We start from the raw sequence: 25,830 nt of genomic DNA on the forward strand, positions 1-25,830 counted from the left end.
CCACATGAGCAAGGTCTTCACCATGAGCGTCGCCTCCGTCTACGTGCACTACGTGACCAAGGTGGAGCGGAAGGGCCGCACGACGGACGAGCTCGACGAGGTGATCCGATGGCTGACCGGCTTCGACCAGGAGCAGCTGCAGCGGCACCTCGACGAGGGGACGACGTTCGAGGACTTCTTCGCGGCGGCGACCCTCAACCCCGACGCGTCGCTCATCACCGGCTCGGTCTGCGGCGTGAAGGTCCAGGAGGTCGAGGACCCGCTCATGCGCCGGATCCGCTACATGGACAAGCTCGTCGACGAGCTGGCCAAGGGCAAGGCCATGGCCAAGGTCCTGCGCGGCTGAGGCGGGAGGACCAGATGAGCTCCACCGCTCGGGTGAGCGTCGCGGGCGCGGCCGCGGTGGAGACCGTCTGGCAGCGGTACACCCGACCAGCGCTGTGGCCCACGTGGTCGCCGCAGATCCGGTCCGTCGAGTACGAGCACCCGACGCTGCGCCCGGGGACGAAGAGGGTGGTGCGCACCGTCGCCGGGAGCGGCGTCCCCTTCACGATCGAGGAGGTCGACGTCGCCGACCACACCTGGTCGTGGCAGGTCGTGGCGTTGGGGCTGCGCCTCCACCTGGTGCACGGCGTGCGCCCCCACCCCACGGGCAGCGAGACCTGGCTGGAGGTCACCGGCCCGCCCGTAGTCGGTCGGGCATACGCCCGGGTCGCCACGCTCGCCCTCCGACGGCTCGTGCGTGCGCAGTGACACAGTGAGGGCATGGAAGCCACCGGCGTCACCGACGCGCGCCTGAGCCGTCTGCGGATCTGGAACCTCGCCCTCGCGGTCCTGCACGCTGCCCAAGCGGTCGGCGTGCTGGTCCTGGCCACCGACTTCGCCATCGGGGTCACCTCGCAGTACCCCCAGGGGCCACCGGGCACCGCGCCACCCGCGCCCGAGCACCTGTTCGATGTCCCGATCGGTCCGGCGATCGCGGTCTTCCTCGCCCTGGCCGCCGTGGACCACCTGCTGACCGGCACCCTGCTGCGCGGACGCTACGAGGCCGACCTGCGCGCCGGCGTGAACCGGTTCCGCTGGGTCGAGTACTCGGTCAGCGCGACACTGATGATCATCCTCATCGGCTTCTACACCGGCCTGACGGGGATCACCGAGGTCACCCTCATCATCGGGGCGAACGTCGCGATGATCCTCTTCGGCTGGCTGCAGGAGGTGATGAACCCTCCCGGACGGAGCCGTACGACGATGCTGCCCTTCTGGTTCGGCTGCATCGCCGGCGCGGCCCCGTGGGTCGCCATCCTGACGAACACGCTCGGCGCCGCCGAGGTGCCCGGTTTCGTGCTCGGGATCATCGTCTCGCTGTTCATCTTCTTCATGAGCTTCGCCCTCAACCAGTGGCTGCAGTACCGGCGGCTGGGTCGCTGGGCCGACTACGCGTACGGCGAGAAGGCATACCTCGTCCTCAGTCTCGTGGCCAAGAGCGCGCTGGCATGGCAGATCTTCGGCGGATCGCTCGCCGGCTGACGTCGAGGACGACTGCGCCCTCCGACCAGCCCTCCCGAGGGGGGACGGCTCAGCTGAGGACGTCCTTGCGGGCGAAGTGGCGGTACCCCAGAGCGATGAAGACGGTGGCGTAGAGCAGGGCCCACAGCACTCCGGGCAGCAGGGCCGCGTAGTCGGGCTCGAGGGTGAAGAGACCGATCCACTCCCGGGCGTAGTGGTTGGGCAGGGCCCGGCGGTAGTCCCCGAGGGCACTGAGGGCGTCCAGGATCGAGGAGACGATGGCCGCGAGCACGGCGACGCCGACGGCGGCCAACGGCGCGTCGGTGCGCACCCCCATCCAGAACGCGACGGCCGCGAAGGGCAGCTGGGCCACGAAGACGTATCCGGCACCCACCGCGAGACGCGACAGCACCTCTCCCCAGGCCAGCGACCCGCCGACGCTCAACGACAGCGGGTCCCAGCCGTAGACCACCCCTCCCACGACCAGCACCCACACGAGCAGGAGGAGCACGGCCACGGCTGTCAGGGCCAGCCCGACGAGCAGCTTGCTCGTGAGCAACCTGGCACGCGGTACCGGGGCGATGAGGAGGTAGCGCAGCGAGGACCACGAGGCCTCCGCCGGCACCGGGTCGCCGACGAAGAGGGCCGCGAGGATGAGGATGAGCAGCTCGGCGGAGATGAGGAGCATGAAGAGCGCGAAGTTGGCTGCGCCCGTCGTGGCGAGATCGGAGAAGCTCTGCCCCTCGCTGTCACCGTTGCCCAGGGCGAACGCGGCGACGACGACGAGCGGGAGGACGAGCAGGACGAGCAGTGCCCACCGGGTGCGGGGCCGGGTGACCTGTCGCCGCAGCTCGACGCGCAGGCTCAGGGGGCGGCTCATCGGGACCGCACCCTGTTGAGGTGGGATCCCTCGCCCGCCGCCGCGATGGTCGTCAGGAACACCGACTCGAGGGTGCGCCCCCCCGCGACGCCCAGCTCGTCCACCGAGCCGGTCACCAGCACACGTCCTGCGTGCATGACGACGACGTGCGTGCAGGTCAGCTCGACCTCGGCCAGCAGGTGGCTGGAGATGACCACGGTGCGCCCACCTGCGGCGTACCGGGCCAGGATCGGTCGCATGGCGGCGATCTGCGGTGGGTCCAGACCGTTGGTGGGCTCGTCGAGGATGAGCACCTCGGGCATCCCGAGCATCGCCTGGGCGATGCCGAGGCGCTGGCGCATGCCGTGGCTGTAGGCCCGGACCGGACGGTCGATCGCATCGCCGAGCGCGGCGATCTCGAGCACCTCCGCCAGCCGGGACTCCTCGGCGGGGTTGCCGGTGGCCGCCCAGTAGGAGAGCAGGTTGGCCCGCCCGCTGAGATGGGGCAGGAAGCCGGGGCCCTCGACCAGCGCGCCGACCCGGCCCAGCACGACTGCTCCTGCCGTCACGGGGACCCCGAGGACGTGCACGCTCCCGGCGTCGGGGCGAATCAGCCCCATGACCATCCGGAGCGTCGTGGTCTTACCGGCACCGTTGGGCCCGAGGAGCCCGACGACCTGGCCCCGATCGGCCCGCCAGCTGACGTCGTCGACCGCGCGGTGACCGTCCGCGTACTCCTTGACGAGCCCGTCGACGACGAGGGGTACGTCAGCGAGGTCCTCCCTCGGCGGGCGCCGCACACTGCGCTGCCGCAGGGCCGTGGCGCCGACCAGCAGGAGCAGCAGCGCCAGGGCGCCGGCCACCCCGAGCGTCTCGGCGTCCCAGACGCTGCCCGTGCTCACCGGCGCGCCACCGCCGGTCGGGAGGACCAGCGGACCGGCCGCCTCCACCCGGTCGACCCGCACCTCGTCCGGCCCGGCGTAGGCCGCGTCCGTCGCCGTGACGAGCACCCGCCACGTCGACCCCGCCGGCATCTCCCAGGTGCCGCCGGGGAGGTCCACCGTCACCCGGGTGGGCGCGCCCGGATCGAGATCGACCTGCAGGGGCGCCACGAGACGTCGCGGCAGGACGGGGCTGCCGTTGCGCACCTGCCACAGCGACAGGAACAGCGTGCTGCTCGATCCGGTCGACGTGAGCTCCAGGTCGATACGTGGTCGGCCCACGACGAGGAGGTCCTCCTCGAGCGGGTCGGTGTCGAAGGCCACCGACTGACCCGGCAGCGCCGAGAGCGGATAGGTCGAGACGGTCGACGTCAGGGGGCCGAGCCCACCCTGTCCCGGGAGGACGGTCGTCGCCCGTGGAACTCCCCCGGGTGGATTGACCAGGGAAGTGGACGCCACCGGGGACAGCGCCAGCGCCTCGGTGTCAGCCGTCCCGTCCGCCGGGGGGCGGCTCGACGCCCCCACCACCTGCTCGTCATCCGCCTCGTCCGACGGTGACGGCGGCAGGGCGTAGCGGAAGGCCGCGACCGGCAACGTCGCCTGCGTGACGGGCTCCTCCACCCGCAGCGTGCCCTCCAGCCAGGTCATCAGGTCCGCGGTCTGCTGCCGTTCCTGGTCGGACGCCTCGATCTGCCCGTCCTCGGTCGGCGGGCCACCACCGTCGCCGGAGCCGGCCGACCCGGAGTCGGTCGGTTGCGTAGGACCGTCGTGACCGCCGTTGAACCAGCTGACGGCGACGGGGACACCTGCCTCCTGCAGTGCCCGAGCGGTGGCTTCGGCCTGCTCGATCCCGAACAGGGTGTCCGACATGCCCTGCACGAGGTGGACCGGCGCCTCGATGTCGGCGAGCGTGGGAGCCGGGCTGTGGCGGCTGAGCATCTCGAGCAGGTCCGGGTGCGCGGCCCCGGTCTCCGCGGCCGTGACGAACAGCTCGCACTCCCGGGCAGCGAACCCCGCGCACGCCGGGTCAGCGTTGCCCCCGCCGCGGAAGGACCCCATGAGGAAGTTCGATGCCCACAGCGCCGTGAAGGGGCCGGGCTCCTCGAGCTCCGTCGCGGACTGGGGAAAGAAGGCGTCGGCCAGGTCGTGCCAGGTGATGGCGGCAACCACCGAGTCGATGCGCTGGTCCGCTCCCGCGGCCATGAGGGCCAGCGCGCCGCCGTAGCTGCCTCCGGCAACCGCGACCCTGGGGTCGCGCGGCCCATCCCGCCGCACCTGCGGTTGCTCCGCGATGAGGTCCACCAAGACCCGGGCATCGGCCACTTCGTAGTCGGGGTCGTTGAGGTGGACCGCCCCGCCGGAGTCGCCGAACCCCCGCGCGCTGTAGCCCACGACGAGGTACCCCTGCTCCGCCAGGGCGTGTGCCCGGTCAGTCAGGTCGTCCTTGCTCCCGCCGAACCCGTGCGCGAGGAGCACCGCCTCGTGCGAGCGGTCGCGGCCCTCCGCGGGGTGGTAGACGTCGGCATCGAGGGTGACCTCGGAGCCATCCGGCTCCGCGCCGACCGGCACCGTCACCTGCTCCACGCGCACCTCGTCACCGGTGCCAGCGGGCGTCGCGGCAGCGGCCGGGGCCACGAGCACGCCGAGGACCGCGGCAGCGGCCAGCAGGCGTCGGGTGAGGTGCATACCCAAATATCGCAGGTGACCACGTGGTGGCACAGCCCACGTGCGGCGGCGTCACGCTCAGCTGTGCGCGTCCCGGAGCGGGATGGACGCGTCCCGCATGTCGGCCGTGGCCTCGCGCCCGACGCATGCGCGCAGGTGGTCGGTGGCGTCCCAGTCGTTGGTGTGCATGCCCGCCACGACCCGGCCGCCCGTGACCATCAGGGCGTTGAGCACGCGCGAGTCACGGTCACCGCGGACGACGACCTCGTCGCACCCGTCCGGGCCGAGGTGGCCCACGTACTCCATGCCCAGGTCGTACTGGTCGGTGAAGAAGTACGGCTGCCGGGCGTAGGGCTCCTGCCCGCCGAGCATGCTCCGGGCCGCGTGGCGCCCCTGCTGGATCGCGTTGTCCCAGTGCTCGACCCGGATCCGACCCAGGCTCGGGTGATCGTGGCTGGCGACGTCCCCGGCGGCGTACACGTGCGGGTCGCTCGTGCGCAGCCGATCGTCGACGAGGATCCCGTCGTCGACGTCCAGACCGGCACCCTCGGCGAGCGCCACGTCGGGCACGGCACCGATCGCGACGAGGACGAGGCCAGGGCTGACCTCGGTGCCGTCGGAGAGGACGGCGCGCGTCCTCCCCTTCTCGCGCTCGATGGTCTCCACCGTCGTGCTCGTGCGCAGGTCGACCCCGTGCTCGCGGTGCAGCCCGGCGAGGACCGCGGCCATCTCCTCGCCGAGGGGCCCGGCCAGGGGCCGTGCGGCCGCCTCGACGACGGTGACCGTGCCGCCGGCCTGCCGGGCTGCGGACGCGACCTCCAAGCCGATCCAGCCGGCCCCGATGATCAGCAGGTGGCCGGTGAGGTTCCGGCGCAGCGCCTCCGACTCCTCGATCGTGCGCAGGTAGGCGAAGGGGGCCCCGGACTCGTCGACCATCGGCAGGTGGCGGGAGGTGGCTCCCGTGGCGATGAGCAGGTCGTCGTAGTCGACCTTCCGACCGTCGACGGCGAAGGTGCGTGCGGACAGGTCGAGGTCCGTGGCGGCCGAGCCGGTGATCAGCTCGACCCGGTGCTCCTCGTACCACCCGTCGTCCTTGACCGCGGCATCCGCGGCGGTGCCCGTGCGCAGGAGGATGTCCTTCGACAGCGGCGGGCGCTCGTAGGGCGCGTGCGGCTCCGCGCCGACGAGGACGATGTCGCCGTCGTATCCCTGCTCGCGCAGCTCGGCGGCGGCGCTGGCGCCGGCGAGGCCGGCACCGATGATCGCGATGGTCATGGCGTGCTCCTGGTGAGTGCGAGGAACTCGGCGCGGCTGCGCGGATCTTCCCGGAGTCGGCCGAGGAGCGCTGAGGTGGTGGTGACCGTCCCTGCGACCATAGCGCCGCGCAGCGACATGCAGGAGTGCTCCGCCTCGACGACCACGCCGACGCCGCGGGGAGAGAGTGCCTCGTCGAGATGCGTGGCGACCTGCTGGGTGAGCCGCTCCTGCGTCTGCGGTCGTCGGGCGTACCAGTCGACCATCCGAGCAAACTTCGACAACCCGAGGATCCGCTCCCCGGGCAGGTAGCCGACGTGGGCGACGCCGGTGAAGGGCAGGACGTGGTGCTCGCAGACGGACCGGACGGGGATGTCGCGCACGAGGACGAGCTCGTCGTAGCCCTCGTCGTTGGGGAAGGTCGTCAGCTCGAAGTCATCGCTGCTCGTCATCTCGATGAGCGCCCTGGCCATGCGGCGGGGCGTGCGGGCGAGGTGCTGGGAGGTGAGGTCGAGCCCGAGGGCGGCGAGCAGGTCGGCCGCGGCCGCCTCCGCCGCGGCCACGTCGACGGCCGGGCGGGAGCCCGCCACCTGCAGGTGAGGGCGCGTCACCCGACCGCCGATCGTGTCGGCCCGGGCGGACCCGAGGTGGCTCATGTCGACTCGCCGCGGTCCGACCACGCCAAGGCGGCGAGGGCGAGAGCGCCGACGAGCAGACCGAAGTCACGCAGGGCGACATCGTAGAAGCCGCTGAGGGTCAGCAGGTTGACGATGATGCCCAGCAGCCAGCCGGCCACGAGCAGCGACCCGTACCGGGGGGCGAGTGCGACGACGATGCCGGCGACGATCTCGATGACGCCGACCGCGTACATCGCCTGCTGTGCGGTGCCGGGGACGATGCCATCGATCCACGGGGCGAGGTAGACCGGCCAGTCCGTGAGGAGCCCCACGAACTTGTCGAGCCCGAAGGCGATCGGGGCGAGCGTGAAGACGGTGCGCAGCAGGAGGTAGGCGCGCTCCGCCCCCTTCGTCGAGATCGGGGGTCCGGTGACGACGGGACGGTGGACGGTGGGGGTGGCCATGACCAACAACTCCTTCTAATCAAGAGATTCTTCGATCTTAGACCTCCTCGCCACTCTTGTGTCAATGGAGATGTGTTTTAGAATCAGGCCATGAAGCTCAGCGCGCTGGCAGCCGGATTCGGGGCCCTCTCCGACGACACGCGACGCGCGCTCTACGAGTACGTCGCCGGCGAGCATGGACCGGTCAGTCGGGAGCAGGCCGCGACGGCGCTGGGGTTGCGCCCGCACAAGGTCAACTTCCACCTCGACCGCCTCGTCGAGGAGGGTCTCCTCGACGTCGAGTACCGGCGCCTGACCGGTCGCACCGGCCCGGGCGCCGGTCGGCCGAGCAAGCTCTACCGCCGTTCGGACCAGGAGTTCAGCCTCTCGCTGCCACCGCGCCGTTACGACCTCGTCGGTGACATCCTCGCGGCCTCGGTCACCAAGGCAGGCGCGGGCGAGCCGCTGGAGGCCGCGCTGCGGTCATCGGCCCACGAGCACGGCGTGCAGGTCGGGCGCGCCGCACCGCACCATGACGAGGCGACGATCGAGGACCTCACCGCAGCGCTGGCCGAGCAGGGTTACGAGCCGGACGATCGGGAGGGCGTCGTCGAGCTGCACAACTGCCCCTTCGACACCCTGGCGAGCAAGCACACCGCGCTCGTCTGCGGGCTCAACGAGTCCTACGTCCAAGGGGTCGCTGACGGGATGGCCTGCGATCAGGCCGACGCCCGCCTCGAGCCGGGGGACGGCCGCTGCTGCGTCCGGGTACACCGCCGGATCGAGCCGGACGGCTGAACCGCAGGCCCTTCCCCCGGGAGACTGCCGGCGGGGTCTGGACGTGACGCCCCACACCTAGTTGCATGGCTCCATGAAGAGCACGATGCAGGACTACCAGCTGACCATCGCCTCCCTCATGCACCACGGGACGAGCGTCCACCCCGACTCGGAAGTGGTCACCGCGACCGCCGACGGCTCCCGGTCCATCACCTACGCCGAGCTCGGCCAGCGCACCGCCCGGCTCGCCGGCGCCCTGCGGTCGCTCGGCGTCGAGGGCGATGATCGGGTCGGCACCTTCCAGTGGAACAACTCCGAGCACCTCGAGGCCTACCTCGCGATCCCGTCGATGGGCGCGGTCCTGCACACGCTCAACATCCGTCTCTTCCCCGAGCAGCTCATCTACGTCGCCAACCACGCCGAGGACAAGGTCGTCATCGTCGACGACTCGCTCGTCGGCCTGCTCGCCCCGCAGCTGCCGCACCTGGAGACGGTCACCCACGTCCTCGTCGCCGGGCCCGACGCGGCAGCGGCCAACCTGGACTCCCTTCGCTCCTCCGGCAAGGAGATCCTGCTCTACGAGGACGTCCTCGCCGAGCAGCCGGACACCTTCGACTGGCCCGAGGTGGACGAGGACGACGCGGCCGCCATGTGCTACACGAGCGGCACGACCGGCAACCCCAAGGGCGTCGTCTACAGCCACCGCTCGGCCTACCTGCACTCGATGGCCTCGTGCACGGGCAACGTCGCCGGCCTGACCTTCGCCGACCGTGTCCTGCCGATCGTGCCGATGTTCCACGCCAACGCGTGGGGCCTGGCGTACGCGGCCATCATGAGCGGCGCCTCGCTGTGCATGCCCGACCGCTGGCTGCAGGCCGAGCCGCTCGTGCGCTTCATCCAGGAGAGCCGACCGACGATCTCCGGCGCGGTGCCCACGGTCTGGAACGACGTGCTCGTGTACCTGGACGACCACCCCGAGGTGAGCCTGGGCTCCCTTCGCCGGATCCTGTGCGGGGGCTCCGCCGTCCCCGTCGCGCTCATGCAGGCGCTGCGTGATCGCCACGGCCTCGACATGGTCCAGGCATGGGGCATGACCGAGACTTCCCCGGTCGCCTCCGTGGCCAATGTGCCCCTCGGCATCGAGGGCGAGGAGGAGTGGCGCTACAAGGCCACCGCCGGCCGGCTCCTCTGCGGGGTCGAGGGTCGCATCGTCGCCGACGACGGCAGCGTCCTCCCCCGCGACGGCGAGGCCGTCGGCGAGCTCGAGGTCAAGGGCCCGTGGGTGACCGCCGACTACTACGCGAGCGACGACCCGGAGGTGGCCGAGAAGTTCGACGGCGGCTGGTTGCGCACCGGTGACGTCGGCACCCTCGACCACCTCGGCTACATCACCCTGACCGACCGCGCGAAGGACGTCATCAAGTCCGGCGGCGAGTGGATCTCCTCGGTCGACCTGGAGAACGCCCTCATGGGTCACGAGGCGGTCCTCGAGGCCGCGGTCGTCGGCATCCCGGACGAGAAGTGGCAGGAGCGGCCGTTGGCCACCATCGTCGTCAGGGAGGGCGCGAGCACCACCGCGGCCGAGCTGCGCGAGTACCTGGCCGCGGACTTCCCGAAGTGGCAGCTGCCGGACGCCTTCGCCTTCGTCGACGAGGTACCGCGGACGTCGGTCGGCAAGTTCGACAAGAAGACGCTGCGCCGTCGTCATCGCGAGGGTGAGCTGCGCGTGGAGCCCTCGGCGTGACGACGCCGACCGACGAGCCGGAGACCGTCGACGTCATCGTGCTCGGCGGGGGTCCCGTCGGAGAGAACCTCGCCCAGTACGCCATCGAGGACTCCGACCTGACGGCAGCGATCGTCGAGGTGGAGCGCTACGGCGGGGAGTGCTCGTACTGGGCATGCATCCCGAGCAAGGCGCTGCTGCGCCCGGCCCAGGTGGCGACGACGAGTGCCCACCTGCAGGGTCTCGTCCCGACGGACGTCGACCGCGAGGCGCTGCTCGCCCGCCGCGACGAGTGGGTCTCGCACTACGACGACTCCGGCCAGGCGGAGTGGGTCGAGGGCGCGGGGATCAGGCCCCTGCGCGGTCACGGCCGCCTCGTCGGCGAGCGCGAGATCGAGGTCGAGGGCGAGGGCGAAGGCGGTGCCCTGAGGTGCGACGAAGGAGCCTCGAAGGGGGGGACCCGCCGCCTGCGTGCCCGCCGCGCCGTGGTCATCGCCACGGGGAGCGAGCCGGTGATCCCGCCGCCCTTCCGCGAGGCCCTCCCGTGGGGGTCGCGCGACGCGACCGGCGTCCGCGAGGTGCCCGACCGGATCGTGATCGTCGGCGGCGGGGTCGTCGCCTGCGAGGCCGCGACGTGGATGGCAGCGCTCGGCGCGCGGGTGACGATGCTCGTGCGCGGGCCGGGCCTGCTGGGGCGGATGGAGCCCTTCGCCGGGGAGGTGGTGACCGACTCCCTTCGCGCGAAGGGGGTGGACGTGCGCCTGTCCACCGAGGCCACCGAGTGCGGGCGACCGGAGGCGCGGGACACCGGCATCGGCCGGGTGCACGGTGGCCCGGTGCGCCTGACGACGGGCTCCGGGACCATCGAGGCGGACGAGGTGCTCGTGGCGACGGGACGCCGACCACGCCTCGGGGACGTGGGGCTCGACGCGGTCGGGCTGACCGAGGACGACGTGACCGCCGGTCACCTCCCGGAGTGGCTGACCGTCGTGGGCGACGCCGGTGGCGGCCCGCCGCTGACCCACTGGGGCAAGTACCGCGCCCGGGTCGTGGGCGCGCGCATCGCCGCCGAGGCCGATGGGTCCCCGACCGAGCCGGACCCGGACGGGGTCCCCGTGCCGCAGGTGGTCTTCACCGACCCGCAAGTCGCTTCGGTCGGCATGACCGCCCGTGCCGCGGAGGAGGCCGGCCACGACGTGGTGACCAGCGAGGTGCCCTTCGGTGGCGCCGCTGGCGGGGCGCTCCTGCGTGACGACGCCTCCGGTCGCATGTCGATCGTCGTCGACCGGGCCACGGGCCGCCTGCTCGGGGCGACCTTCGTCGGCACGGAGGCCGGCGAGCTGCTGCATGCCGCGACCATCGCGATCGTGGGTCGGGTGCCGGTCCATCTCCTGCGGCACGCGGTGCCCGCCTTCCCCACGGCGTCCGAGCTGTGGCTGCGCCTGCTCGAGCAGCTGCCACGCGACCTGCGCCGCGCACAGGTCCCCGACTCCTCTCCGGCGTGACCGCGCCCTCCCGACCGACCGCGGTCATCCCGAGGCGTCGTCGCGTCCGCCCGCACGATCCGCCTCGTACTCGTCGACGAGCAGGAGGTCGCGACGCCACGCCCCGGACCGGTAGGAGTCGCGGGCGAGGAGCTGCGTCAGCACCGGTGCGGTGACCACCTGGAACGCACCCACGAGGAGGAGCATCCCCAGGGCCGGCCACCAGCGGACGAAGGGGGCGGCGCCCAGCAGTATCAGCAGCAGGCCGACGACCTGTGGTTTGGCCGCCGCCTGCAGGCGGGCGGCGGCATCCGGGAGCAGCAGCATGCCCAGCGCAGCCACCACACCGAGCAGGCTGCCCAGCACCATCAGGACGGCACCGATCCACTGGAGGAGGACCATCACTGCTCCTCCCGGGAGGCGAGCCTGATGGCCGTGACCGTGCTCAGCCCACCGACGAGCACCACCAGGACCAGCAGGACCAGGTCGCCGATCTCACCCCGGTGGGCACTGCGGATGACGATGCCGCACACGATCAGTGCCGCCACGGTGTCCAGCGCGACGAGGCGGTCGTGCAGGCTCGGCCCGACGACCACGCGGAAGAGCACCAGCGCAGCCGCCACCGCGACGAGCACGCCGCTGATCGTCATGAGGATCGTCATGATCCGCTCCCTTCGGCGGTCCCGGCACCGTCCCGGGTGGCGACGGCGCGCGTCGGGAAGGCGTCCAGCACGGCATCGAGCAGGCGTTGGCTCTCCCCACGGCGCCGCTCCACGGCCTCGGCGTCCGGGGTGTCCAGCACGTACACGTAGAGCCGGCCGTGGCGGCGGTCGATGTCGATGACCACGGACCCGGGCTCCAGGGAGATCCGGTTGCACGCCAGCACCACCGCGATGTCGGAGGCACCGGGTCGCAGGGACAGGCACAGCACGGACGAGCGGGTCCGGCCCGCGCCGCGGACGACGGTCATCGTGACCGCCCACGACGCCCGCAGCATGTCGCCCCCGAGGCGGAGCAGGAGCAGCGACGCCCGCGCCCACCGCACCCGGGTGCGCAGGGGCGGCGCCGGGAGGCGAGCCCACCGGACCGCGACGAGGGAGACGACGACCCCGGCGAGCAGCACGTCGGGACGCCAGGTGCCCCACAGCAGGAGCCAGACGCACAGCAGCCACAGGACCAGTACGCCGCGCCGCGCCCACGCCGATGCGGTCATCGACCCTCACCTCCGAGGACCGACGCGCGGTACTCGGCCCCGGAGCGCAGGTCCTCACCGGCGCGGGTCGCGAGGTCCGAGACGGGGCCGGCCCCTGCGGCCACTCCCACACCGAGGAGCATCAGGCACGCCGTCGCCACGGTCATGCCGCGCATGACCGACCCGGTGCCGAGGACGAGCTCGTCGGTGGGGTCGGGGTCGGGCACCGGCGCGGCCGGCTCCCCCCAGAAGGCGCGCGACCAGATCCGCGCCATCACCGCGACCGTGAGCAGTCCGGTGAGCAGACCGACTCCGGCGACCACGAGTGGCAGTGGATCCTGTGTGCCGACGGCCGAGCGCAGCACCGCCAGCTTGGCGATGAACCCGTCCGAGGGAGGGACGCCGCCCAGGCTCAGGGCCGGGATCAGGAAGATCATCGAGAGCACGGGAGCCGTGGCCCCCACGCCCCCGAGGCGGCGGACCGACGCGGTGCCGCGGTGGTGCTCCACGAGTCCGACGACGCAGAAGAGACATGCCTGGACGACGATGTGGTGGACCAGGTAGATCCCGGAGGCGGCCACGCCCTCCCGGGTCGACACGGCCAGGCCCAGCAGCATGTAGCCGATGTGGGAGACGAGCAGGAAGGACAGCGCCCCGTGCAGGTTGTCCTGCGCCAGCGCCCCGAACGCCCCCACCAGGAGGGTCACCGCCGACAGGATGAGCAGCAGGGTCCACGGCTCGTCACGCGGGAAGAACAGCGTCTGGGTGCGGATGATCGCGTACACGGCCACCTTGGTCAGCAGCGCGGCGAAGATCGCGGTGACCGGTGCGGGCGCGGGTGGATAGCTCTCCGGCAACCACCAGTGCATCGGGACGATGGCCGCCTTGATCGCCAGGGCGAGCAGCAGCATCACGCTCAGCCACGCCTGCACGTCGGGAGCGAGGTCACCCACGCGGCGCGAGAGCTGCGCGAGGTTGAGGGTGCCCGTCAGCCCGTAGACGACCGCCACCGAGCTGAGCAGCAGGATCGAGGACAGCAGGCTGGTGACGATGTAGGTCATGCTCGCGCGCACCCGGGCCCGGTTCGGCCGCAGGGTGATCAGGGCATAGCTGGCCATGAGCATGATCTCGAGGCCGACGAAGAGGGTGAAGAGATCGCCGGTGAGGAAGGACAGCGCCACACCGGTCAGGAGCACGAGGTGGCTGGGGTGGAAGACCGACGGAACGGTGCCCCCGCGCATCCCCTGCGCCATCGCGTACACGACGACGAGCAGCAGCACGATCGACGAGACGAGCAGCACGAGCGCCGAGAACCGGTCGGCCACCAACGTGATCCCCAGCGGCACGCGGTAACCACCCGCCTGGGCCACCACCGGGCCCTGCGTGTCCGCGCGGTGCAGGAGGAAGGCCGCGTCGACGACCACGGCCGTCGGGACCGCGGTGCCGAGGACACGCTGGGCCGTCGGCCACGGGCCGAGGAGCAGCGCCAGGCCGGCAGCGAGAAGGGGGACGGCCACCGGCACGACGACCAGCAGGGTCGCGAGCGTCATGGCCCTCCCTCCTCGTCGTCGACGGACCGGTCGGTGGTGTCGTCGTGGCCGCGCAGGTCGTTGCTGCGGCAGGCCACCGCGAGCAGCAGAGCGGTCACCGCGAAGGTGATGACGATGGCGGTGAGGGCCATCGCCTGGGGCAGCGGGTCCGCGAGCTCCTCGTAGGGGGCCGAGCCCGAGACGGGCGGCTTCCCCGCGGGGCCGCCGGACTGCAGCAGCAGGAGGTTGGCGGCATGGCCGAGCAGGACCACCCCCATCGCCACCCGCACCAGTGACCTGGCCATCATCAGGTGGATGCCGGCGGCGAAGAAGCCGCCGCAGAGCAGGGCGAGGGTGAGGTTCGTGGCGTTCATCGGTCATCCTCCGCGCCCAGGGTCCGGAGGATGTCCAGGACCACGCCCACGGTGATGAGCAGGATCCCGATCTCGAAGACCATCGACGTCGGGAGGTCGTAAGGCGGTAGGAGTGGCGGGTCGAGGTGCAGCACGGTGCCGTGCAGGAGATCGCCACTGAGGACGATGCCCGCGATGCCGTACCCGGCGGCGAGCGCCAGCCCGGCGCCCAGCAGGACCCCCGGGTTGGCCCGTGCCGCCGCACCCAGGTCACGCGGGCCGCCGGCTGCCCGCCGCAGCAGGAGGCCGAGCCCGACGACCAGGCCCGCGGCGAAACCCCCACCGGGGTGGTGCAGGCCGACGACGAAGAGGTAGGCCGCCACCACCAGGGCGGTCGGGTGCACGAGTCGGGCGAAGGCCTCCAGCAGGAGCGAGCGGTCATCGGCGTCGAGGTGGTGCGCGCCCGGCAGCAGCCGGTCGAGCGGCTCGTTGCCGGTCCGCGGGTCGCCCGGGTCCCCGGGGTGGTCGGACTCATCCATCACGCGTGCTCACCTCCGCCCGCTGCGTGCCCGGCTCGTCAGGAGCCTGCGGCCCGCCGATACGGGTGCTCTGCAGCACCAGGCCGGCGACCGCCGTCGCCGCGATGACGAGGACGCTCACCTCGCCGAGGGTGTCCAGCGCCCGGTACTCGGTGATGATGACGTTGACGACATTCGGCCCGCCGTGGCCGGGCGACTCGTGGAGGTAGTCCGGGGAGGGCAGCGAGCGTGCGTGCCGACTCGCCATGGTGAGCGAGACGAGGGTCATCAGCAGGCCGAAGGAGACCGCGACCGCGGCGCGCAACCCGCGCCCGTGCGGGTGCCGACGAGCCTCGGCGCGCGGCGTCCGGCGCAGCACCAGCACGAAGACGACGAAGGTCAGCGTCTCGATGAGCAGCTGGACGAGGGCGAGGTCGGGTGCACCCTGGAGCACGAAGACGACGGCCACGAGGTACCCGACGACGCCGAGGACCACGGCGGCGTACAGCTGTCGGCGCAGGGTGATGACCGCGACCGTCCCGGCGAGCGCTCCGGCCGCGACGACCGCCTGCCACGGGGTGTCCCAGGGATGCGGCACCGGGATGCCCACGGGCACCAGCACGACGGCCTGGATGAGCACGACCGCGAGCACGGTGCGGGCGAGCTGGTCCGGCAGCGCCCGGGCGTGCACGTGGGCGTCGACCCAGGCAGCGGCCCTCGTGCTGCCCGCGGCGAGGGCGTCGTTGGCACCCAGCGCTGTCGCGGGCCCGGCGAGGCGCCCGTGCAGGGGCGCCAGCCGACGGTGGACGAGGAACAGCGCGACCCCGACCACGAGCGTGCCGGCGGAGAGGACGACGACGACGCTGAAGCCGTGCCACAGGGCGAGGTGGTACGGCTTGCCCGGATCGGGCAGGAGGCCTGCGTGGGCGGCGACGAGGTGGTCGAGGCGCTTCGGCTGCAGGCCGATGACCGCCCCTGCGAGGGCGAGCACGACCGGTGCGGCGAGGAATCCTGCCGGCGGTGCGTGCCACTCCCCGCTCGGCCGGGCCGGGCCGGCGAAGGCCCCCTGGAGGAACCGCCCGGTGTAGGCGACCGTGAGGACGGACCCGAGGACGAGTCCCGCCAGGGCCCCGGGACCGCCCCAGGCGTGGGAGTGGAAGGCCTCCAGGGCCGCCTCCTTGCCGAGGTAGCCGACGAAGGGGGGCAACCCCACCATGGACGCGCAGGCCAGGACGGCGCACCCCAGGAGGACGGGCGAGCGGCGGCCCACTCCGGACAGCTCCCCGATCTCCCGGGTGCCCGCGGAGTGGTCGATGATCCCGACGACGAGGAAGAGGCAGGCCTTGAACAGGGCGTGCGCGATGAGCATGGTGCCGCCGGCGATGGCCGCGGTCCGGGTACCGGCCCCGAGGAGGACCATGAGGAATCCCAGCTGCGCGATCGTGCCGAAGGCGAGCAACGTCTTCAGGTCGGTCTGGCCCAGCGCCCGCCACCCACCGAGGATCATCGTCGCGAGCCCGATGACGACGACGAGCGGCTGCCACGGCACGGTCTCGGCGAGCGCCGGCGCCAGGCGGGCCACGAGGAAGACACCGGCCTTGACCATGGCGGCGGCGTGCAGGTACGCCGTCACGGGCGTCGGGGCGACCATCGCCGCGGGCAACCACGGGTGGAAGGGCACCTGGGCGGACTTGGCGAAGGCGCCCACGAGGATCAGCACCACTGCCCCGGTGACCACACCACCGGCGGGTTCCGCCGCCGCCAGCCCGGAGATCCGGTAGGTCCCCGCCTCCCGGCCCAGCAGGAGGAACCCGAGGAGCATGGCGAAGCCGGTCCCCGTCGTCGCCAGCAGCGCACGGAGCGCGGCACGCCGGGCCTCTGCTGTGTGGCCACCGTCGGCGATGAGCAGGAAGGAGCAGACGGTCGTCAGCTCCCAGGCGACGTAGAGCACCAGGAGGTTGTCGGCCACGGCGATGCCCACCATCGCCGTGACGAAGAGCAGCAGCACGGCACAGGTGCGACCGAGTCGGTCGGCACGCTCGGCGAAGTACCAGCGGGCGTAGACCAGGGTGAGGGCCCCGACACCGGTGACGAGGAGGGCGAGCAGCAGCCCGAGGGCGTCGAGTCGCAGGTCGATCTGCAGGCCGAGCGCGGGCGCCCACGGCACCGACACGCCGTCCGTCCGCCCTGCCAGCACGGCGGGAGTCCGCACGAGGAGCCAGACGAAGGCGGCCCCCGGGAGAAGGGCTGCGGCCAGGAACGACCGTGGCCCCGCCAGCCGGGGCATCCGCATGACCATGCATCCGCCTCCTCGACCGGGCACTCGTGGTGCCCCGGTCCGTACCCGCGAGCCCGGTGGTTGAAACGAGACGGCCTGCATGGACCGGGCGCATCCGGGTAGGCCCCTCGGGAGCAACCCAAGGGGAGGGCAGACGCATGCCGCGCACCGTCGCACAGAAGTTGATCGCCGACCACCTCGTCGACGGCTCGATGGAACCGGGATCGGAGATCGGGCTCACGGTCGACCAGACGCTCACCCAGGACGCGACCGGCACGATGGTGATGCTCGAGCTGGAGGCGATGGACCTCGACCGCGTGCGCACGGAGCTGTCCGTGCAGTACGTCGACCATAACCTGCTCCAGACCGACGAGAAGAACCCCGACGACCACCTGTTCCTGCAGTCCGCCGCGCAGCGCTTCGGGCTCTGGTACTCCAAGGCGGGCAACGGCGTCTCGCACCCGGTGCACCAGGCGCACTTCGGGCGCCCCGGGGTGACGCTCATCGGGTCGGACTCGCACACCTGCGCCGCGGGCGCGCTGGGGATGCTCGCGATCGGCGTGGGCGGGCTCGAGGTCGCGATGGCGATGGCCGGGCAGCCGCTCTACGTGTCGATGCCGAGGGTGTGGGGCGTCGAGCTGACCGGTGAGCTGCCGGACTGGGTCTCCGCGAAGGACGTCATCCTCGAGATGCTGCGGCGGCACGGCGTCAAGGGCGGGCTGAACCGGATCATCGAGTACCACGGGCCGGGGCTGGACCAGCTGACCGCGATGGACCGGCACGTCATCGCCAACATGGGCGCCGAGCTCGGGGCGACGGCCAGCGTCTTTCCTGCCGACGACGCCGTGCGCGACTACCTCGAGGCGGTCGGGCGCGGGGACGACTTCACCCGGCTGGTGGCCGACGAGGACGCCGCCTACGACGAGACCGAGCACATCGACCTCTCCGCGCTGGAGCCGCTGATCGCCAAGCCGTCCTCCCCCGGCAACGTCGTGCCGGTGGCCGAGGTCGAGGACGAGGACGTCACCCAGGTCGTCGTCGGCTCGTCCGCGAACCCCGGGCTGCGCGACTTCGCCGTGGTCGCCGAGATCCTCCAGGGCCGGCAGGGCGCCGCCGGGGTGTCCGTCGACATCAACCCGACGTCCCGGGAGGTCCTCGCCGACCTCATCTCCGGCGGCTGGCTGACCTCGCTCGTCTCGTCCGGGGCGCGCATCCACCAGTCGGGGTGCATGGGCTGCATCGGGATGGGGCAGGCCCCGGCCAGCGGTCGCAACTCGCTGCGCACGATGCCGCGCAACTTCCCCGGACGCTCGGGCACGGAGGAGGACGCCGTCTGGCTCTGCTCCCCCGAGACCGCTGCGGCCGCGGCGCTCACCGGCCGGATCACCGACCCGCGCACCCTCGCGGACAGCCACGGCATCACCTACCCGCGTCCGAGGATGCCCGAGCGGTACAGCACGATCGACGACATGCTGCTGCCCCCACTGCCGCAGGACGAGGCGGAGCAGGTCGAGCTCGTCAAGGGGCCGAACATCTCCTCGCTGCCCGAGTTCGCACCGATCGCCGACCACGTGGAGGTGCCCACGCTGCTCGTCATGGGCGACGACGTCTCCACCGACGAGATCATGCCGGCCGGCTCGCAGGTGCTCCCCTACCGCAGCAACATCCCCCGGATCGCCGAGTTCTCCTTCGTCCGCGTGGACGAGACCTACCCCGAGCGGGCGAAGGGGGGCGAGGGCCACGTCGTCGTCGCCGGCGAGAACTACGGCCAGGGGTCGTCCCGGGAGCACGCGGTGATCGCGCCGCGGTACCTCGGGCTGGTGGCCGTGATCGCCAAGTCCTTCGCCCGCATCCACTGGCAGAACCTCGCCAACTTCGGTGTCCTCCCGCTGGAGTTCGACGACCCGTCCGACCACGACGGCATCTCGGTCGACGACGTCGTCGTGCTCGAGGGGGTCCACGAGGCCCTGCGCGCCGGTCGTGGGCTCACCGCGACGATCGGTGACCGGGAGGTCGCCGTGCACCACCGCCTGTCCGACCGGCAGGTGGACATGGTGCTCGCCGGTGGGCGGATCCCGCTCACCGCGCAGGCACTCTGACACAACGACGTAGCAAGGAGAGAATGTGATGGAAGACCTGAACGGCAAGAGGATCGCGGTGCTGCTCGCCAACTCCGGCGTGGAGCAGGCCGAGCTGACCACCCCGTGGCAGGCACTCGGTGACGCCGGAGCCGAGATGACCCTCATCGCTCCGGAGAAGGGCGAGGTCCAGGCCTTCGACAACGACGTCGAGAAGGCGGACACCTTCCGGGCCGACGTCGCCGTCGCCGACGCGAACGCCGCCGACTACGACGCGCTGGTCCTGCCGGGTGGCACCACCAACGCCGACCGGTTGCGGATGGACTCCGACGCGGTCGCGTTCGTCACCGCCATCGCCGAGGCCGGCACGCCGATCGCCTCGATCTGCCACGGCCCGTGGGCCCTGGTCGAGGCCGGGCTCGTCGACGGCCGGACGCTGACGTCCTTCCCCTCGCTGCAGACGGACATCCGCAACGCGGGCGGCACCTGGGTCGACGAGGAGTCGGTCACCTGCACCGCCGGGAACTTCACGCTCGTCACCAGCCGCAACCCCGGTGACCTCGACCCCTTCGTCGAGGCCGCGGCGAAGGCCTTCGCCTGAGTGTCGACTCCCCCTTCCCCTCTGCCCCGCCGCTGTTGACAGCCCGCGCGGGCTGACGGAACGTGACGGGTACCGGCTGCGCCCGCAGCCGGTACCCGTCCTCCGCGTGAGGGCCGCGAGAAAGCAGCCTCCTGATGCCACACCCGCAGACCGAGCCGAGCACCTCCCTTCGCGACCGGATGAAGCCCCGCTCCCGCGAGGTCACCGACGGTCTGGAGAAGACCGCGGCGCGCGGGATGCTGCGCGCCGTCGGTCTGGCCGACGAGGACTTCGACAAGCCGCAGATCGGGATCGGCTCCAGCTGGAACGAGATCACCCCGTGCAACCTGTCGCTCCAGCGGCTGGCCGCCGCGGCCAAGGACGGGGTGCGCGAGGAGATGGGGGTCCCGATGGAGTTCGGCACGATCTCCGTCTCCGACGGGATCTCCATGGGCCACGTCGGCATGCACTACTCGCTCGTCTCCCGCGAGGTCATCGCCGACTCCGTCGAGACGGTGATGCAGGCCGAGCGCCTCGACGGCTCGGTGCTCCTGGCCGGCTGCGACAAGTCGCTGCCCGGGATGATGATGGCGGCCGCCCGGCTCGGGCTGGCCTCGACCTTCGTCTACGCCGGCACCGCCCTGCCGGGACTGGCGCGGATGCTCGACGGGTCCGACCGGGAGATCACGATCATCGACGCCTTCGAGGCCGTCGGTGCCTGCCAGGCGGGGACGATGGCGCTCGAGGACGTCGAGACGGTCGAGCGCTCCTTCTGCCCGGGTGAGGGCGCGTGTGCCGGGATGTACACGGCGAACACGATGGCGAGCATGGGCGAGGCCCTCGGGCTGTCGCTGCCGGGCAGCGCCTCACCGCCCTCGGCCGACAAGCGCCGCACCATCATCGCGCGCGAGTCCGGGGCGGCCGCGGTGCGGATGCTCCGCGACGGGATCACTGTCCGCGACATCCTCACCATCGAGGCCTTCGAGAACGCCATCACCGTGCTCATGTCGCTCGGCGGCTCGACGAATGCCGTGCTGCACCTGCTCGCGATCGCGAACGAGGCGGGGGTGCCCTTGACCCTGGACCACTTCGACGAGATCGCCGGGCGCACGCCGGTGCTCGCCGACGTCAAGCCCTTCGGCCGGCACGTGATGCGCGACGTGGACCACGTCGGCGGCATCCCGGTCGTCATGCGGGTGCTGCTCGACGCCGGGCTGCTCCACGGCGACGCGATGACGGTCACCGGTCGCACCGTGGCCGAGAACCTCGCGCACCTCGACCCGCCGCTGCCCGACGGCTCGGTCCTGCACACGGCCGCCACGCCCTACCGCACGACCGGCGGCCTGGCCGTGCTCCGCGGCAGCTTCGCCCCGGACGGCGCCATCGCCAAGGCCGCCGGCTTCTCCTACGACACCTTCCGGGGCCCGGCCCGGGTCTTCGAGGGCGAGCGCGACGCGCTGGACGCCCTCGCCGAGGGGGCCATCGAGCCCGGGTGCGTCGTCGTCATCCGGCAGGAGGGACCGCAGGGCGGACCCGGGATGCGCGAGATGCTCGCGATCACCGGTGCGATCAAGGGCGCGGGCCTGGGCGCCTCGACCCTGCTCATCACCGACGGTCGCTTCTCCGGCGGCACGACCGGCAACTGCATCGCCCATGTCGCCCCCGAGACGATGGACGCCGGCCCGATCGGCCTGGTGCGGGACGGCGACACCATCTCCCTCGACCTGACCACCAGGCGTCTCGACCTCGAGGTCGACGAGGCCGAGCTCGCCGTCCGCCGCGCCGACTGGGTCAAGCCGCCCATGACGAGCACCGGCGTCCTCGCCAAGTACGCGGCGCTCGTCGGCTCCGCGTCCCAGGGGGCGGTCTGCCTGCCGTGACGGTGGGCGTCCAGGGCGTCCTGCTGCTCGTGCTCGCCACCGCCGTGCTGCACGCGGCGTGGAACGCGATGGCCAAGTCGGTCGGTGACCGCTGGGTCTCGTCCGCGCTCATCGGCACGGCCAACGGGGCCGTCGGGCTGGTGCTGGTGGTCCTCTTCGGTGTACCCGCGGCCGAGTCGTGGCCCTACCTCGTGGCCTCCGCGCTGCTGCAGGCGGCCTACCTCGTCCTGCTGACCCACACCTATGCCCACGGTGACCTCTCGCGGCTCTACCCCATCGCGCGGGGCACCTCGCCGGTGGTGGTCACGATGATCGCGGTGGGCCTCCTCGGGGAACGCCTGAGCCTGCTCTCCTGGCTCGGTCTGGGGGTGCTCGTGACCGGGATCGTGCTGCTCGCCGGCGCCCGAGGACTCCCCCGGGCCGACACCGGCCTGGTCCTCGCCCTGTGCACGGGACTGGTCATCGCCGCCTACAGCCTCAGCGACGGAGTGGGCGTACGGATGGCGGGGAACACCGGGGCCTACATCGGCTGGATGTTCGCGCTGCAGGGCCCGGTGCTGCTCCTGGTGTGCCGATGGCAGGGAGGGCGCTCCTTCTGGGGGCGGATGCGTACGCACGCACCGATCGGCCTGCTCGGCGGGATGCTCGCGGTGATCTCCTACGGCACGACGGTGTGGGCCCAGAGCCGGGCGCCCCTGGCCCTGGTGGCCGGGCTGCGTGAGACGAGCGTGGTCTGGGCGGCCCTCATCGGTGGGCTGATCCTCCGTGAGCGCCTGACCACGGCCGAGAGGCTGGCCGTGCTGGTCGTCGCCGCCGGTGCCGTCGCCCTGCAGGTGGGCGCCTGACTCCGTCGACTCCGACGGGCATGTCCGCGCCCCGCCCGGGTAGGGCCATGACCTGAATCACGACGACGAGAGGAGTCGACGATGAAGGCCGTGGTCTACCAGGGACCGTACGACGTGGCAGTCCAGGACGTGGAGGACGCACGCATCGAGGACCCGACCGACGCACTGGTGCGGATCACCACCACCGCCATCTGCGGGTCCGACCTGCACATGTACGAGGGCCGGACCGACGCCGAGCCGGGCATCACCTTCGGACACGAGAACATGGGGATCGTCGAGGAGGTCGGCCCGGGCGTCGCCTCGGTCCGCAAGGGTGACCGGGTGGTGATGCCGTTCAACGTCGCCTGCGGGTTCTGCGACAACTGCCGGGCCGGCAAGAGCGCCTTCTGCCTGACCGTGAACCCTCCCGGTGCGGGCGGTGCCTACGGGTACGTGGGCATGGGGCCCTACCCGGGCGGCCAGGCCGAGTACCTGCGGGTCCCCTTCGCCGACTACAACTGCGTCCCCCTCCCCGAGGGCACCGAGCACGAGCAGGACTTCGCCCTGCTCGCCGACATCTTCCCCACCGGGTACCACGCCACCGAGCTGGCCGGCGTGCTTCCCGGGGACACGGTCGCCGTTTACGGTGCCGGGCCCGTCGGGCTGATGGCGACGTACTCGGCCCTGCTGCGGGGCGCCAGCCGGGTCTTCACCGTCGACAAGCTCGCGGACCGACTCGACCTGGCTGCCCGGATCGGCGCCCAGCCGATCGACTTCACGAAGGGGGACCCGGCGCAGCAGATCGCCGACGAGCTGCACGCCCCGGGGGTCGACCGGGGCATCGACGCGGTCGGATACCAGGCCACGGCCGAAGGGGGCGAGGAGCAGCCCGCGATCGTGCTCAACCAGTTGATCGAGACGGTCCGCTCGACCGGGTCGATCGGGGTCGTGGGGCTGTACCTGCCCTCCGACCCGGGCGCACCCAACGAGCACGCCGCGAAGGGGGAGCTGCTCTTCAAGGTCGGGCGCTACTTCGAGAAGGGCCAGACCATGGGCACCGGTCAGGCCGACGCCAAGCAGTACGCACACTTCCTCCGTGACCTGATCATCGCCGGTCGGGCCGAGCCGAGCTTCGTCGTGTCCCACGAGCTGCCGCTGACCGAGGCGCCGGACGCCTACGCGAAGTTCGACAACCGCGAGGAGGGTTACTCCAAGGTGCTGCTGCAGCCCGGCCGGACGTGACGGCCTCGCGGCCGACACGGCGCATCGACGCCTCGTGGGGGAGCTGGTGAGCGCTCCCCACGGGCGTACTGACCAACTCCTTGCCGACTGTTCTTCCGGATGCGGGTCCGGACGTCGCAGACGTCCATCCGCATGTCAGGGCCGGTTCACACACCTTCGTGACCGTGGGTCACGGCCGCAGACCGCGGCCCGTGCCCACACACGAAGGACATCACCATGCCCCTGTACCGGACACGTGCCCTCGCACCTGTCACCACCGGAACCCTCGCCCTCTGCCTCACCGCCGCCCTGGCGGCACCCACTGCGACGGCCGCGCCCTCGCTCCCTTCGCAGGAGGGCGGGAGCAGCTGGGCCGAGACGGCCTACCGCGGCGAGGTCGACGTCGTCGACGGCACCGACGAGGACCAGGACGTCCTCGACGGTGTCGTCTTCGACGACCGCAACCGCAACTCCACCCGGGACCGCGGCGAGCGCGGCATCCCGGGCGTGCAGGTCTCCAACGGCCGGCAAGTCGCCACGACCGACGCCAAGGGCCGCTACGAGCTGCCCGTCGACGACAACACCAACGTCTTCGTCACCCAGCCCGCCGGTTACGAGGTCCCCGTCGACGAGGAGAACATCGCGCAGTTCTCCTACGTCCACCTGCCCGAGGGCTCCCCGGAGCTGAGGTACGGCGGCATCGAGCCGACCGGGCCGACGCCGGATGCGGTGAACTTCCCCCTCGCCCGCTCCACCGCCACCAAGAAGTCGCAGCAGAACTGCATCATGGGCGGCGACATCCAGACCTACAACCAGACCCAGGTCGAGTACGCCCGCGCGGGCGCCTTCACCGACCTCGCCCAGCGCAGCGACTACGCGAGCTGCGGCGCCCTCTTCCTCGGGGACATCGTCGGTGACGACCTCTCGCTCTACCCGCAGACGCGTGAGCTGACGAGCATGATCAACGGGCCCGCCCGCCTCCTGCCGGGCAACCACGACCTGGACTACGACGCCGCGGACAGCGAGCACCGCTTCGACACCTACCGCTCGCAGTTCGGCCCGGACTACTACTCCTACGACGCGGGAGACCTGCACATCGTGGCACTCGACTCGGTGCAGTACCGCGCCGGCGAGAGCTACACCGGTGGGCTGGGCGAGGAGCAGCTGGAGTGGCTGCGCCAGGATGTCGCGCAGGTCCCGAAGGACAAGACCGTCGTGCTCGCCGCACACATCCCGCTGCTGAACTTCAACGACCAGACCTTCACCCGGCACCAGGTCGCGGAGATCCAGCAGATCCACGAGATCGTCTCCGGTCACGAGGCGGTCGCCTTCGGTGGCCACAGCCACACCACGGAGTTCATGCGGGAGGGCGACTCCACGCAGGGGTGGGCCGAGGTGATGGGCGTCGAGGAGCTGCCCTTCGACCACATCACCGCCGGCGCGATCTCCGGTGACTGGTACTCCGGGCGGATCACCGACCAGGGCATCCCGACCGCGCTCCAGCGCGACGGCGCCCGCCCCGGGGTGCTGACGCTCGAGTCGCGGCCGGACGCGCTCACCGACCGCTTCACCGTCACCGGTGAGGACGACTCGGTCCAGATGGCCGTCGGGGTGAACTCGCCGCGCTACCGCGAGTGGTTCGAGGCCAACCGGGACAACGGCGGCAGCGCCCCGGCCTTCGAGGACCCCACGGTGGTCTCCGCTGCGGACCTCGCCGAGACCACCTACCTCACCGCCAACGTCTTCGCCGGCTCGACCGGGACCGAGGTCACCGTCGCGATCGACGGCGGGGAGGCGAAGGGGGCGCAGCGCACCCAGTCGATGACCGGCGAGGCCCGCAAGGTCGGCGCCCTGTGGTCCGACCCGGTCGCCGTCCAGGAGCAGCTGGTCCACGGCGGCAGCGTCGCCGAGAGCAGCATGCACATCTGGCGATCGGCGCTCCCGGCCGACCTCGCCGCCGGTGAGCACACCGCGACGGTGACGAGCACCGACCGCGACGGGACGGTCAGCACGGAGACGATCGAGTTCACCGTCACCGACTGATCCTCGATCGCGCCCGACGGTGTTGCGCGCCCGTGTCCCGGTGTCGGGACACGGGCGTCGCCCTC

The 25,830-nt window shown here is 71.9% G+C and carries 24 protein-coding genes; 12 read left to right on the top strand and 12 right to left on the bottom strand.

Annotation, left to right across the window (positions count from 1 at the left end; genetic code table 11):
- The first annotated feature begins 4 nt into the window (after positions 1–4).
- From O9K63_RS11615 to heR, 3 genes are read left to right on the top strand one after another with little or no spacing between them, the layout of a single operon-like run.
- On the top strand, positions 5–346 hold the full coding sequence (locus tag O9K63_RS11615; protein ID WP_277238008.1) for a DUF2200 domain-containing protein: 342 nt from the start codon (positions 5–7) through the stop codon (positions 344–346).
- 14 nt (positions 347–360) lie between these two features.
- A complete protein-coding gene (locus tag O9K63_RS11620) occupies positions 361–753 on the top strand; it encodes an SRPBCC family protein (protein ID WP_277238009.1) in 393 nt (130 codons plus the stop codon).
- 12 nt (positions 754–765) lie between these two features.
- A complete protein-coding gene (gene heR / locus O9K63_RS11625; protein ID WP_277238010.1) occupies positions 766–1,527 on the top strand; it encodes a heliorhodopsin HeR in 762 nt (253 codons plus the stop codon).
- Positions 1,528–1,576: 49 nt separating this feature from the next.
- On the opposite strand, the gene O9K63_RS11630 is transcribed toward heR, so the two are convergent.
- The 5 genes from O9K63_RS11630 to O9K63_RS11650 are packed head-to-tail and all read right to left on the bottom strand — an operon-like array spanning position 1,577 to position 7,306.
- Positions 1,577–2,386: an ABC transporter permease gene (locus O9K63_RS11630; protein WP_277238012.1), complete on the bottom strand. Its 810-nt coding sequence runs from the start codon at positions 2,384–2,386 to the stop codon at positions 1,577–1,579.
- The gene (locus O9K63_RS11635; RefSeq protein WP_277238014.1) at positions 2,383–4,992 is read right to left on the bottom strand and encodes an alpha/beta fold hydrolase; all 2,610 of its coding nucleotides are present in this window, start codon (positions 4,990–4,992) and stop codon (positions 2,383–2,385) included. Before O9K63_RS11635 ends, O9K63_RS11630 begins: the two co-directional genes overlap by 4 nt.
- Positions 4,993–5,049: 57 nt before the next feature.
- The gene (locus O9K63_RS11640) at positions 5,050–6,246 is read right to left on the bottom strand and encodes an NAD(P)/FAD-dependent oxidoreductase (RefSeq protein WP_277238016.1); all 1,197 of its coding nucleotides are present in this window, start codon (positions 6,244–6,246) and stop codon (positions 5,050–5,052) included.
- Entirely contained in the window at positions 6,243–6,881 is a 639-nt protein-coding gene (gene folE, locus O9K63_RS11645) for a GTP cyclohydrolase I FolE (RefSeq protein WP_277238018.1), read from the bottom strand. Before folE ends, O9K63_RS11640 begins: the two co-directional genes overlap by 4 nt.
- Complete coding sequence (locus tag O9K63_RS11650) at positions 6,878–7,306, bottom strand: hypothetical protein (protein ID WP_277238020.1); 429 nt, start codon at positions 7,304–7,306, stop codon at positions 6,878–6,880. The genes folE and O9K63_RS11650 overlap by 4 nt, the downstream gene beginning before the upstream one ends.
- 90 nt (positions 7,307–7,396) lie before the next feature.
- On the opposite strand from O9K63_RS11650, the gene O9K63_RS11655 reads away from it, so the two are divergent.
- The 3 genes from O9K63_RS11655 to O9K63_RS11665 all read left to right on the top strand — a co-directional run bounded on the left by O9K63_RS11655 (position 7,397) and on the right by O9K63_RS11665 (position 11,290).
- Positions 7,397–8,083, top strand: coding sequence for a helix-turn-helix transcriptional regulator (locus O9K63_RS11655; RefSeq protein ID WP_277238022.1), 687 nt, complete (start codon positions 7,397–7,399; stop codon positions 8,081–8,083).
- 73 nt (positions 8,084–8,156) lie between these two features.
- Entirely contained in the window at positions 8,157–9,806 is a 1,650-nt protein-coding gene (locus O9K63_RS11660) for a long-chain fatty acid--CoA ligase (RefSeq protein ID WP_277238023.1), read from the top strand.
- Positions 9,803–11,290: a dihydrolipoyl dehydrogenase family protein gene (locus O9K63_RS11665; RefSeq protein ID WP_277238024.1), complete on the top strand. Its 1,488-nt coding sequence runs from the start codon at positions 9,803–9,805 to the stop codon at positions 11,288–11,290. Before O9K63_RS11660 ends, O9K63_RS11665 begins: the two co-directional genes overlap by 4 nt.
- A 24-nt stretch (positions 11,291–11,314) precedes the next feature.
- Here O9K63_RS11665 and O9K63_RS11670 read toward each other — a convergent pair whose 3' ends face one another.
- Genes O9K63_RS11670 through mbhE form a run of 7 tightly spaced genes read right to left on the bottom strand, consistent with a single transcriptional unit; the run spans position 11,315 to position 17,160 of the window.
- Entirely contained in the window at positions 11,315–11,671 is a 357-nt protein-coding gene (locus tag O9K63_RS11670; RefSeq protein WP_277238026.1) for a cation:proton antiporter, read from the bottom strand.
- Positions 11,671–11,931: a hypothetical protein gene (locus O9K63_RS11675; RefSeq protein ID WP_277238028.1), complete on the bottom strand. Its 261-nt coding sequence runs from the start codon at positions 11,929–11,931 to the stop codon at positions 11,671–11,673. Before O9K63_RS11675 ends, O9K63_RS11670 begins: the two co-directional genes overlap by 1 nt.
- The gene (locus O9K63_RS11680) at positions 11,928–12,482 is read right to left on the bottom strand and encodes a Na+/H+ antiporter subunit E (RefSeq protein ID WP_277238030.1); all 555 of its coding nucleotides are present in this window, start codon (positions 12,480–12,482) and stop codon (positions 11,928–11,930) included. Before O9K63_RS11680 ends, O9K63_RS11675 begins: the two co-directional genes overlap by 4 nt.
- The gene (locus tag O9K63_RS11685; protein WP_277238032.1) at positions 12,479–14,011 is read right to left on the bottom strand and encodes a proton-conducting transporter membrane subunit; all 1,533 of its coding nucleotides are present in this window, start codon (positions 14,009–14,011) and stop codon (positions 12,479–12,481) included. Before O9K63_RS11685 ends, O9K63_RS11680 begins: the two co-directional genes overlap by 4 nt.
- Positions 14,008–14,364, bottom strand: a complete 357-nt coding sequence (locus O9K63_RS11690) for an NADH-quinone oxidoreductase subunit K (RefSeq protein ID WP_277238033.1) — start codon at positions 14,362–14,364, stop codon at positions 14,008–14,010. The genes O9K63_RS11685 and O9K63_RS11690 overlap by 4 nt, the downstream gene beginning before the upstream one ends.
- Positions 14,361–14,882, bottom strand: a complete 522-nt coding sequence (locus O9K63_RS11695; RefSeq protein WP_277238034.1) for an MnhB domain-containing protein — start codon at positions 14,880–14,882, stop codon at positions 14,361–14,363. The genes O9K63_RS11690 and O9K63_RS11695 overlap by 4 nt, the downstream gene beginning before the upstream one ends.
- Complete coding sequence (mbhE, locus tag O9K63_RS11700) at positions 14,875–17,160, bottom strand: hydrogen gas-evolving membrane-bound hydrogenase subunit E (RefSeq protein ID WP_277238036.1); 2,286 nt, start codon at positions 17,158–17,160, stop codon at positions 14,875–14,877. The genes O9K63_RS11695 and mbhE overlap by 8 nt, the downstream gene beginning before the upstream one ends.
- Before the next feature lie 137 nt (positions 17,161–17,297).
- Here mbhE and O9K63_RS11705 point away from each other — a divergent pair, with 137 nt between their 5' ends.
- The 6 genes from O9K63_RS11705 to O9K63_RS11730 all read left to right on the top strand — a co-directional run bounded on the left by O9K63_RS11705 (position 17,298) and on the right by O9K63_RS11730 (position 25,765).
- A complete protein-coding gene (locus O9K63_RS11705) occupies positions 17,298–19,238 on the top strand; it encodes an aconitate hydratase (protein WP_277238038.1) in 1,941 nt (646 codons plus the stop codon).
- Positions 19,239–19,266: 28 nt separating this feature from the next.
- The gene (locus O9K63_RS11710) at positions 19,267–19,818 is read left to right on the top strand and encodes a DJ-1/PfpI/YhbO family deglycase/protease (RefSeq protein WP_277238040.1); all 552 of its coding nucleotides are present in this window, start codon (positions 19,267–19,269) and stop codon (positions 19,816–19,818) included.
- 134 nt (positions 19,819–19,952) lie between these two features.
- Entirely contained in the window at positions 19,953–21,677 is a 1,725-nt protein-coding gene (gene ilvD / locus O9K63_RS11715) for a dihydroxy-acid dehydratase (protein WP_277238042.1), read from the top strand.
- A complete protein-coding gene (locus O9K63_RS11720; RefSeq protein WP_277238044.1) occupies positions 21,674–22,522 on the top strand; it encodes a DMT family transporter in 849 nt (282 codons plus the stop codon). Before ilvD ends, O9K63_RS11720 begins: the two co-directional genes overlap by 4 nt.
- Before the next feature lie 81 nt (positions 22,523–22,603).
- Positions 22,604–23,743, top strand: a complete 1,140-nt coding sequence (locus O9K63_RS11725) for a glutathione-independent formaldehyde dehydrogenase (protein ID WP_277238046.1) — start codon at positions 22,604–22,606, stop codon at positions 23,741–23,743.
- A gap of 216 nt (positions 23,744–23,959) precedes the next feature.
- Positions 23,960–25,765 (top strand): calcineurin-like phosphoesterase family protein, encoded by a 1,806-nt coding sequence (locus tag O9K63_RS11730; RefSeq protein ID WP_277238048.1) that lies wholly within the window; start codon positions 23,960–23,962, stop codon positions 25,763–25,765.
- Positions 25,766–25,830 lie beyond the last annotated feature (65 nt).

Origin of the sequence: Janibacter cremeus, from assembly GCF_029395675.1 — a bacterium.
GTDB lineage: Bacteria > Actinomycetota > Actinomycetes > Actinomycetales > Dermatophilaceae > Janibacter > Janibacter cremeus_A.